This is a genomic window from Polaribacter sp., assembly GCF_965660385.1.
Lineage (GTDB): Bacteria > Bacteroidota > Bacteroidia > Flavobacteriales > Flavobacteriaceae > Polaribacter.
In genome coordinates, this window is sequence record NZ_CBFHZT010000070.1 from 1 (window position 1) to 10,722 (window position 10,722).

At 29.0% G+C, this 10,722-nt stretch carries 12 protein-coding genes; 3 read left to right on the forward strand and 9 right to left on the reverse strand.

The features are described 5' to 3' along the window. Positions 1-133: 133 nt before the first annotated feature. A complete protein-coding gene (locus ACTG3V_RS14000) occupies positions 134-1,525 on the reverse strand; it encodes a hypothetical protein (RefSeq protein ID WP_439132794.1) in 1,392 nt (463 codons plus the stop codon). Positions 1,526-1,688: 163 nt separating this feature from the next. Here ACTG3V_RS14000 and ACTG3V_RS14005 point away from each other — a divergent pair, with 163 nt between their 5' ends. Continuing rightward, positions 1,689-3,308 carry an ABC-F family ATP-binding cassette domain-containing protein gene (locus ACTG3V_RS14005; RefSeq protein WP_439132795.1) on the forward strand — a complete coding sequence of 540 codons (1,620 nt, stop codon included), beginning with the start codon at positions 1,689-1,691 and terminating at the stop codon, positions 3,306-3,308. 92 nt (positions 3,309-3,400) lie between these two features. Here ACTG3V_RS14005 and ACTG3V_RS14010 read toward each other — a convergent pair whose 3' ends face one another. Next, positions 3,401-4,342, reverse strand: a complete 942-nt coding sequence (locus tag ACTG3V_RS14010) for a hydrogen peroxide-inducible genes activator (RefSeq protein WP_439132796.1) — start codon at positions 4,340-4,342, stop codon at positions 3,401-3,403. Between the two features lie 102 nt (positions 4,343-4,444). Between ACTG3V_RS14010 and ACTG3V_RS14015 the strand changes: the two genes are divergently transcribed. After that, on the forward strand, positions 4,445-4,918 hold the full coding sequence (locus ACTG3V_RS14015; protein WP_439132797.1) for a Dps family protein: 474 nt from the start codon (positions 4,445-4,447) through the stop codon (positions 4,916-4,918). A gap of 72 nt (positions 4,919-4,990) precedes the next feature. On the opposite strand, the gene ACTG3V_RS14020 is transcribed toward ACTG3V_RS14015, so the two are convergent. The 3 genes from ACTG3V_RS14020 to ACTG3V_RS14030 all read right to left on the reverse strand — a co-directional run bounded on the left by ACTG3V_RS14020 (position 4,991) and on the right by ACTG3V_RS14030 (position 7,684). After that, positions 4,991-5,530 carry an acyloxyacyl hydrolase gene (locus tag ACTG3V_RS14020; protein WP_439132798.1) on the reverse strand — a complete coding sequence of 180 codons (540 nt, stop codon included), beginning with the start codon at positions 5,528-5,530 and terminating at the stop codon, positions 4,991-4,993. Between the two features lie 99 nt (positions 5,531-5,629). After that, positions 5,630-6,517: a 3-hydroxybutyryl-CoA dehydrogenase gene (locus ACTG3V_RS14025; protein ID WP_439132799.1), complete on the reverse strand. Its 888-nt coding sequence runs from the start codon at positions 6,515-6,517 to the stop codon at positions 5,630-5,632. A 183-nt stretch (positions 6,518-6,700) separates the two neighbouring features. Next, the gene (locus ACTG3V_RS14030; RefSeq protein WP_439132800.1) at positions 6,701-7,684 is read right to left on the reverse strand and encodes a Gfo/Idh/MocA family protein; all 984 of its coding nucleotides are present in this window, start codon (positions 7,682-7,684) and stop codon (positions 6,701-6,703) included. A gap of 184 nt (positions 7,685-7,868) precedes the next feature. Here ACTG3V_RS14030 and ACTG3V_RS14035 point away from each other — a divergent pair, with 184 nt between their 5' ends. Continuing rightward, complete coding sequence (locus tag ACTG3V_RS14035; RefSeq protein WP_439132801.1) at positions 7,869-8,510, forward strand: protein-L-isoaspartate(D-aspartate) O-methyltransferase; 642 nt, start codon at positions 7,869-7,871, stop codon at positions 8,508-8,510. Positions 8,511-8,647: 137 nt separating this feature from the next. Here ACTG3V_RS14035 and ACTG3V_RS14040 read toward each other — a convergent pair whose 3' ends face one another. From ACTG3V_RS14040 to ACTG3V_RS14055, 4 genes are all read right to left on the reverse strand, one after another. Then, entirely contained in the window at positions 8,648-9,073 is a 426-nt protein-coding gene (locus ACTG3V_RS14040) for a DUF2147 domain-containing protein (protein ID WP_439132802.1), read from the reverse strand. A gap of 29 nt (positions 9,074-9,102) precedes the next feature. Continuing rightward, positions 9,103-9,531 carry a DUF2147 domain-containing protein gene (locus ACTG3V_RS14045; protein ID WP_439132803.1) on the reverse strand — a complete coding sequence of 143 codons (429 nt, stop codon included), beginning with the start codon at positions 9,529-9,531 and terminating at the stop codon, positions 9,103-9,105. 1 nt (position 9,532) lies between these two features. Next, on the reverse strand, positions 9,533-10,057 hold the full coding sequence (locus tag ACTG3V_RS14050; RefSeq protein ID WP_439132804.1) for a KdsC family phosphatase: 525 nt from the start codon (positions 10,055-10,057) through the stop codon (positions 9,533-9,535). Between the two features lie 50 nt (positions 10,058-10,107). Then, positions 10,108-10,722: Rossmann-like and DUF2520 domain-containing protein (locus ACTG3V_RS14055; RefSeq protein WP_439132805.1), on the reverse strand; the 615-nt coding region annotated here is incomplete at its 5' end.

Here is a 10,722-nt window from a genome sequence, read left to right on the forward strand (position 1 = left end):
TTGTAGATTCACAGAACGCCCACCTGCAAATCAGTTTATATATCGACTTGATTTCTTATTGTGATCTTCACAAAATTAAAATCGTGCAAATGTAGTTTAAATAAAATGAATATAGACCTATAAAGTACTAGAATTAATTTTCATTCAATTCCTTTAGATAAGGATTTAAATTTCTTGAAGATATTGTGGCATAAGCATTTATCACTTTACCTTGTTTGTTTACCAATATTGATCGCGGCATTTTGCTACTTAAAAATTGATGAGCTTTACTATCTGAATTTAAATAATATTGATTTTTAATATCAATTTTCTGAATTCTATCCTTAGTATTTCCATCAATTTTTACTTGAATAAAATTTATATTAGGATAATTGTTAGCTAAATAACTCATTCTCTTACCTATGTATGCTTTAGATACATACTCAGAACTCCAAAAAAACAAAAAAGTACTTTTATTTTTAATAACATCAAAAATATCATGAGAAGTATTATTGTAATTGGTAATTTTAAAATTTGGTAATTTTTTATGAGTAGGTACTGATTTTACATCATTTAATAGTCTGGTAATTAGTTCTTTATCTTTTTTATTTGTGGATAATGTATAGAAAGTATTAAAAGCTTCACCATCAATATTACAACTAGATTTGTTAAAAAAATGACTTATAATTGTTTGTCTTAAAATGGCATTTTTAGTTTGCTCAATGGTTATATTTTTATCGATTATTTTTAATAAGTCTATCGTAAATTTAGAAGAATATTCTTTCTTAGTTGGTGGATGCCCTAATGAATACGTTTTATTATACAAGTAATTTCTAATATAGCTTGAGTAAGGAGGAAAATACATTAAAGAGTCCTTATTGATCACAATATTTTTTCTGTAATTATAAAATGTTTTGTTCAATTCAGGAAAATTACCATCCTCTGTGTATTTTGTATTTATATATGGATATCTTTCAGAACGCGCATAGATTGGATAGGTTAGTGCCGTTTTTAAAATTTCTCGGTAACCTAAAGTTTCATTGGGATGATTCTGCACATATTCATGATACGTTATCATTTTTACGGCTAATAAAGAATCTACTTTATTCGTAAAACCTTGCGGATTTAATTTATTAAAATGATAAAAAAGTTTTCTATCATTTTCATTTTCTAAAAAACAATCAATTAAAATATTATTTCTTTCTGCTCCTTTACCTGCAAAAACCAAAGATTCATCAAAATCCCAGGTATTTAATCGTAGCATTAAACTATCTTTTGGTTCTATATATACATATTGATTTTCATCACCATGAGAAAAATGATACAAACCTTCATTGGCATTTTTAATTTTTCCAATAAATCTATTGTTGCTGTCTAAGAAAAAAGTGTCTATTACTTTTTCCATAGAATACAAGACTACTTGGTTAGATTTAGGATTAATAATTTTACCACCAAAATAGGTTTCTGTAATTTTATTGTCTGAATTACAACTAATTAAGAAAAAAAATATAGAAAATTTAAATAGTAATATTGTGTTTTTTGTCATATATATATTGTCAAAATACCATGAGCAAATTTAACCATAGAACCCTATCTGTTTTGTTAATGCGCTGTTAAAAATAAATCTTCTTTTTTTAAGAAATGAGCTTTAAATTGAGGTACTTAAGAAAAATCAATTTATTACTTTTGCAGAAATTTAAAACAAATATATGTTATCAGTTTCTAACTTATCGGTTCAATTTGGAAAACGTGTTTTATTTGATGAAGTTAATACGCAATTTCAAACAGGAAATTGTTATGGAATTATTGGAGCAAATGGAGCAGGAAAATCAACATTTTTAAAAATTCTTTCAGGTAAACAAGATCCAACTTCTGGTCAGGTACATTTAGAACCAGGAAAACGTATGTCTGTTTTGTCTCAAAATCATAATGAGTTTGATGAGTATCCTGTTTTGGAAACTGTAGTTATGGGAAACAAAGAATTGTTTTCTATTAAAAAGCAAATTGATGCTTTATATGCAGATTATACTGATGAAAATGCAGAGAAAATTGGAGAACTTCAAATAGTATTTGAAGAAATGAATGGGTGGAATGCAGATTCTGATGCAGCAGCAATGTTATCTAATTTAGGGATTTCTGAAGACCTACATTATACCTTAATGAAAGATTTAGATGGTAAACAAAAAGTACGTGTATTAATTGCACAAGCGCTTTTTGGAAATCCAGATGTGTTAATTATGGATGAACCTACCAACGACTTAGATTTTGAAACTATTAGTTGGTTAGAACATTTTTTATCAAATTATGATAATTGTGTCATTGTAGTTTCGCACGACAGACACTTTTTAGATGCTGTTTGTACGCATATTTCTGATATCGATTTTGGTAAAATAAACCATTATTCTGGAAATTATACCTTTTGGTATGAATCTAGCCAATTGGCTGCAAAACAAAGAGCTCAGCAGAATAAAAAAGCAGAAGATAAAAAGAAAGAATTAGAAGAGTTTATTCGTCGTTTTTCTGCCAATGTTGCCAAATCTAAACAAGCAACTTCTCGTAAAAAAATGATTGAGAAGTTAAATGTAGAAGATATTAAACCATCTAGCAGAAGATACCCAGCCATTATTTTTGAAAGAGATCGTGAAGCAGGAGATCAAATTTTAAATGTAGAAGGATTAAGTAAATCTTTTGAAGGCGAAAAGTTATTTCACGATATTCACATCAATTTAAATAAAGGAGATAAAGTAGCTATTATTTCTAAAAACTCAAGAGCTATTACTGCATTTTATGAAATAATTTCTGGTAATGAAAAAGCTGACGAAGGTAAATTTTCTTGGGGTGTAACAACAACACAATCGTATTTGCCTTTAGACAATTCTTCTTTTTTTCAAAACGGAAACTTGAATTTAGTAGATTGGCTAAGACAGTATGCACAAACTGAAGAAGAGCGTGAAGAAGTATTTTTAAGAGGTTTTTTAGGTAAAATGATTTTCTCTGGAGAAGAAGCTTTAAAGAAAAGTAATGTACTTTCTGGAGGAGAGAAGGTTAGATGTATGTTATCTAGAATGATGATGAAAAGAGCTAACATTTTGTTGTTAGATGAGCCAACAAACCATTTAGATTTAGAGTCTATACAAGCTTTAAATAACTCATTAATTAATTTTAAAGGTACAGTTTTGTTATCTACACACGATCATGAGTTTGCACAAACTGTTGCTAACAGAATTATAGAGCTAACACCAAAAGGTGCTATAGATAGATACACCACTTTTGATGAATATTTATCTGATAAAAAAATAAAAGAATTACGAGATAGCATGTATGCTTAGACTATTATATCTAGCTCATTTTGTAACAAAGAAAAACCTTTAAATTTTATCAATTTAAAGGTTTTTTTATAAAATATAATTAATAAGAATTTTTATTTTTTTTGTAAAGGACTTATAATTTTTACATCAGAAAAAGAAATTGCACCTCTAATTACACCATCAATCGTTTTCTTTAACGCTTCAATCAATTGCATTTTTAATTGCGATTTATGATAAATTAAACTTACTTCTCTTGCTGGTGGTGGTGAATCAAATTCACGTAAATGCTTTTTATCGCTTTCAGTTAAATCTAAGGTATGTAAATAAGGCAACAAAGTCATTCCTAAACCTTCTTTAGAAAGTTTTATTAAGGTGTCAAAACTTCCGCTTTCTAATTGAAAACCTTTTTTATTGTCTATTTTATGCGCTCTACACAAATTAATAACACTATCTTTAAAACAATGACCATCTTCTAACAACAAAATATCTTCCATTTCTAAATCATTTTCAGAAATATTTTTGTTTTTAAATAGTCTATGATTTTGTGGAATTAAACCTACAAAAGGCTCATAATATAAAGGTCTTTCTTTAATACCTTCGTTTTCTAAAGGTGTAGCTGCTATACCAGCATCTATATGTCCATCAGATAATTTTCTAATAATTTCCTCCGTAGTTAGCTCTTCAATGATTAACTTAACTTTTGGATATTTTTTCGTAAAATTATACAAAAACATCGGCAATAATGTTGGCATAATCGTAGGAATAATTCCTAAACGAAATTCGCCACCAATAAATCCTTTTTGTTGATGCACTATATCTAAAATTCTATTGCTTTCATCAACAATAACTTTAGCTTGTTCTACAATTTTTTTACCAACATCTGTTAATTCAATCGGTTTTTTAGAGCGGTTAAATATTTGAATATCTAACTCATCTTCAAGCTTTTGTATTTGCATACTCAAGGTAGGTTGTGTAACAAAGCTATGTTCTGCTGCTACCGTAAAATTTTTATATTCAGCAACAGATAAAACGTATTTTAATTGGGTAATTGTCATTAAATAATTTTTTACGATAAAGATATTAATTCTATCAATAATAACAATAACTTATTGCTTTAAATTATTCATAAATTTGTCTTATAAAATTAATACGATATAATGAAAACAACAATATTAGGTTTAAACAAAGAAAAAAATTTAATTTTAGTGAATAAATTAAATGGATTATTAGCAAATTTTCAAATTTATTACCAAAATTTAAGAGGCTTACATTGGAATATTAAAGGAAAAAACTTTTTTGAATTACACTTAAAATTTGAAGAGTTTTATACAGATTCTCAAGTTAAAATCGATGAGATTGCAGAACGTATTTTAACATTGCAAGGTAAACCTTTGCATACGTTTACAGATTATATAGAAAATGCTTCTGTACCTGTTGGTAAAAATATTTCTAAAGATGTAGAAAGTGTAGCGCTTATTGTAAACTCTTTATCAGAATTATTAACCATTGAAAGAGAAATTTTAGATTTGTCTGCAGATGCAGATGATGAAGGTACAAATGCTATGATGAGTGATTTTATTGCTGAACAAGAAAAAACAATTTGGATGTTAAATTCTTGGTTAGGTAAGTAATTTCAATTTAAACAATTTTACTAATAAGGTTGTCTGAAAATTTAAAACAAAATTCAGACAGCCTTTTTATTTTTAAAGTAGAATAGCATATCCAACCTCAAAACCAAAAACATTATAACCATCATTTGGTTTTTGAAAATCTAGGTTAGATACGTGTCCGAATACATTGGAACCCAAATATAGGTAAGAATTTGAAAGCATTTTATAAGAGAATCCTAATGAAAAATTTTCATTAAATGTAAATCCTTTTGCTAAACGTTCTGTTCTTGTATCAATATAATTAAAACCTAAACTAATAGTTCCTTGAATCTTTAATTTCGTTAAAAGTTGTTTTTTGAAACCAAAACCAAATTCAACACCATACATATTCATTGATTTTGGTTGTGTAAATTCGGCTATTTTCTCATCAACATTTTCTTGATCAGGTGTTATATACCATTTGTTCAATAATTGATGTTGTAAAAATTGGATTTGTGGTTGTACAATTAATTCAACCTCTAAACTTTTCCAGTTTGTTAATTTATAAAATGCTTGTGCTTTATAAGTATTTGTGGTGTAGGTATAGTCAGGATCGTCATTTAAAAAATTTTCATTAGACGCATAATTGTACAAAAAACCTATTTTGTAAGGTTTTAGTTTTGATTGTTTTTCAACTTGACTATATATTGAAAAACAAAAAAAAAGACTACAAAACAGCAATGCTTTCATAGATTAACGAAACATTTTAGCAACAACTTCAGCTTTTCTACTTTCTGCATAATCGTAAAAACCTTCACCAGATTTTACACCCAATTTGCCAGCCATTACCATATTTACTAAGAGTGGGCAAGGAGCGTACTTTGGGTTTTTAAAGCCATCATACATCACGTTTAAAATAGATAAACAAACATCTAAACCAATAAAATCTGCCAATTGCAAAGGTCCCATTGGGTGTGCCATACCCAATTTCATAACCGTATCAATTTCAGCCACACCAGCCACACCATTATACAAAGTCTCAATCGATTCGTTAATCATTGGCATTAAAATTCGGTTTGCCACAAAACCTGGGTAATCATTCACTTCTACAGGAATTTTACCAATTTCTTTAGAGAGTTTAACAATTGTATTTGTAGTTTCATCTGTGGTATTGTAGCCTCTAATAATTTCTACCAATTTCATAATCGGTACAGGATTCATAAAGTGCATCCCAATTACTTTTTCGGGTCTGTTGGTAACTGCAGCAATTTGTGTGATAGAAATTGATGATGTATTTGTTGCTAAAATAGTATCAACATCACAAATAGCATCCAATTCTTTAAAAATTTTAGATTTTAAAACCGAGTTTTCAGTTGCGGCTTCCACCACTAAATCCATACCAACTGCACCCTCTGCAATATTTGTAAATGTAGATATGTTACCTAAAGTTGTAGTTTTCTCAGCCTCAGAAATTTTTTCTTTAGCAATCATTCTATCTAAATTTCTAGAAATTGTAGATAAACCTTTTTGTAAAGCAATTTCAGAAATATCAATTAAATGTACCTTATAATTGCACTGCGCAAACGTATGTGCAATTCCATTTCCCATGGTTCCAGCACCAATTACAGCTATATTTTTCATCAATGTTTATTTTAAGAATTAATAATTGAAAAATTAAAAGATTCTAATTTTGAATTATTTAATATTTCAATCTTTTAATATTATTTGGGCGTTTTAACGGGCTTTCACTACTCGCTTTACGCCCAAAAGCGTAAGAGCTCAAACACGCGTTCAATCCCTAACGCACTTTTTTGCCAACCAAGGCTATAAATTAACGTCTTTTTCTGATTTAAAAGAATCAATTACCCACTGAGCAATACGCAAAGCTTCAGTACCAGCACTTAAGGTAACAATAGGTGTTGTGTTATTGTTTATGGCATCTGCAAAAGTTTCTAACTCATCTAAAATGGCATTGTTGCTAGTAACTTCAGGGTTTTCAAAATAAATTTGTTTTTCTATACCTTCATCATTCTTTAAAATCATAGCAAATTCATCTGGATTTTCTGGAGCATCTTGAATTCTAACAATTTCAGACTCCTTACTTAAAAAGTTTACAGAGATATAGGCATCTTTTTGAAAAAAACGAGTTTTACGCATATTTTTCATAGAAATTCGGCTAGCTGTTAAATTAGCCACACAACCATTCTCGAACTCAATTCTTGCATTTGCAATATCTGGAGTTTCGGAAATTACAGAAATTCCACTTGCATGTACATTTTTTACCTTAGAATCTACACACGATAAAATAATATCGATATCATGAATCATTAAATCTAACACGACAGGCACATCTGTACCTCTAGGATTAAATTCTGCTAACCTGTGTGTTTCAATAAACATAGGGTTGTGTATTTTATCTTTAACAGCAGTAAAAGCTGGGTTAAAACGTTCTACATGCCCTACTTGCCCTTTTACTTTATGCTTATTTGCCAAGGTTCTAATTCCTTCTGCTTCTAATACCGTTTTCGCAATTGGTTTTTCAATAAAAATATGACGACCTTTTTCGATTGCTTTTTTAGCACAATCAAAATGAGATAAAGTAGGAGTCACGATATCAATAACTTCTACAGCATCAATCAAAGTATCAATTGAATCAAAATAAGTATATCCAAAATCATCAACAACCTTCTTTGCATTTTCTTTAGAAGGATCATAAAAGCCAACTAGCTCATATTTTTCTGATTGTTTTAATAATTTTAAATGTATTTTTCCAAGATGACCAGCTCCTAAAACTCCAATTTTAAGCATAAGTTATGTGTTATTTGTAATTGCAAACAAAGCAAACTAATTCTAAAGAATTTAGTGTAATGGTAGTTTTCTTTGTTGAAATAAATTTTGATGTATATTGTAAATCCGAAAAAAATCAGACGAAACAAAGATACAATATTATAAGAATTTATTACTACATTTAAACTTTTGAAATTAAACAACATTGAGAGATACAGCAAAACACCAAGGACTTAGAAATCAATTAGCTGCAGTTTTACAAGCAAAAGGCATTACCGATGAAAATGTGCTAAATGCTGTTCGAAAAATTCCAAGACATCTGTTTATCGATTCCAGTTTTGAATCGCACGCTTATCAAGATAAAGCATTCCCAATTGCAGCCGATCAAACCATTTCTCAACCTTATACTGTTGCATTTCAATCACAAACGTTAGCCATTCAAAAAGGCGATAAAGTTTTAGAAATTGGTACAGGTTCTGGCTATCAAACTGCAGTTTTATTAGAGTTAAAAGCAGAAGTTTATACTATTGAAAGGCAAAATGAGTTGTTTAAAAAAACATCACGTTTTTTGCCAACTTTGGGCTATAAACCCAAGAAATTTATTTTTGGAGATGGATATATTGGTTTAAAAGAAAAAGCGCCTTTTGATAAAATTATTGTTACAGCTGGTGCACCTTATGTGCCAAACCCTTTATTGGCTCAATTAAAAGTAGGAGGGATGTTGTTGATTCCTGTTGGTGACAAAAAACAAATAATGACCTTATTTATTAGAAAATCGGCCAAAGAATTCGAAAAACATGAGTTGGGAGATTTTGCCTTTGTACCTATGTTGGAAGAAAAGAATTAGAAAAATCCCATCAAAATTAAACCAAAGGAATGATTTTAAATTGTCATTTTACGTTTGATTACTAATTACAAATTATCAATTATCAATTATCAATTACTAATTACTAAATCCTAATTACTAAATCCTAATTACTATATTTACTCCGCTCTTTTCCAGTACTTCGTTTTACCCAATAAAGAAAAACCAACATAACCACGAAGTTTTAACTTATTTGGTTTCACCAATTCAATATAACATTGATATACTTTACCATTTCTTGGATCTAAAATCTCACCCCCAGACCATTCATCATCGTCTTTTTCTAACCCTGTTAAAATTTCTAAACCTAAAATCGGTTTTCCTTTGTTTTCTCCTTCACACAAATCACAAACAGCGGTTTGTCTTTCAGGGTTTTTAATTTCTACAATTTTAGCATATGCTTTTCCATTCTTTTCATACATTTCAATTACAGAATCAACTTTCCCTGTTTCATCATTGGTTGAATGCCATTTTCCAAAAATAGTTTGTGCGTTTAATGAAATTGATAATGAAACTAATAGTACTGTTAAAATTGCTTTTTTCATAATTGTAATGCTTATCGTTAATTTAAATATTATAATTTTCTATCCCAATACACGGTTTTGCCAAAAAAAGGAATAACTGCATACCCTCTAATTTTTAATTTATTTGGTTTTACAAGTTTAATATATACATTAAAGTACTGACCGGTTCTGGGTTCTAATCCATAACCACCAATCCATTTGTTGTTCTTTTTTTCTAAATTGTATAAAACATCCATACCCAAAGCTGGTTTGTTTTTTTTACTGCCTTTACATTTGGTACATAAACCATTTTTTAATTCGGGGTCTGTAATATCAATAATTTTAGCAAAAAGCTTCCCATTCTTTTTATAAATTTCTACAACTGAATCGATTTCTCCAGTTTTTTCATCTCTATTATTCCATTTACCGAAAACATCTTGTGCATTTATTGAAACTGAAATAAGTAAAAAAACAAGAGAAAAATAGAGCTTCAATTTCATTTTATAAAGTTGCATCAAAATAATTATCCCATTTTTCTTGAACCTTTAAAACTTGTTCAATAACATCTCTTACACAACCTTCGCCACCTTTTATATTAGAAATATATTTAGCAGTTTGTTGTACTTCTGGTACTGCATCGTTTGGACATGTAGGCATTGCAACTTTTTGCATCACAGGAATATCAGGGATATCATCTCCCATATACAAAACTTCGTTATGTGTTAAATTGTATTTTTTAACAATCTCTTTATACTGAACTATTTTATTATGAGCACCTAAATAAATATCTTCGATTCCTAAAGCAGCCAGTCTACTTTTTACAGCTTCATTGGTGCCGCCAGAAATAATACATACTCTAAACCCTTTGTTCAACGCGGTTTTCATTGCATAACCATCTTTAACATTCATGTGTCTTACCAATTCTCCACTTGGCATTATGGTTAACATTCCGTTGGTTAAAACACCATCTACATCAAAAATAAATGTTGTGATTTTAGGTAATAATTGCTTGTAACTAATTTCCATATTTGTATTAAATACCTTTTGACTTTGTTTAAGGTGATAATTATATATTTTTATGAATCCTGAATTGATTTCGTCAAGATTTTATAAATTTTTTGTTGTTTCTTATCCAACAAATTTAAGTGATTTTTTATTGTTTTTTCATCATTTCTTATGGCAGGACCAGTTTGTGCATTTTCTGGTGATATTTTTTGAATTTTTTCTGAAGTTTCATTAATTAAAGGATATAAAATTTCGAAAGGAATATGATAATCAGAACAAATATCATTCCCTATTTTATACAAGTGATTGGTAAAATTATTAACGAAAACAGCGGCTATATGTAATATTTTTCGTTGTTCAGAATTTATGATGTATATTTTATTTCCTAAGTGTTTTGCCAAACGTTTTAAGATTTCTAAAGCCTTGAAATCCTCTGCCTCTAAACAAAAAGGAATCTTAGTAAAGTCAACTTTTTTATCTCTAGAAAATGTTTGTAACATATAAAAAACCCCCTTTTTATTTGGGTTTTTCAATGCATTAACAGCGCAGGCACCAGAAGTGTGGACTACAAAATCATTATTAATTTTTGAAGAAACTTCTGCAATAGCATCATCTGAAACTGCAATAATTGTTACATCTGCTTGTGGGACATTTTCCAATTTTCTAGAACTGATAAGGGTTACCTT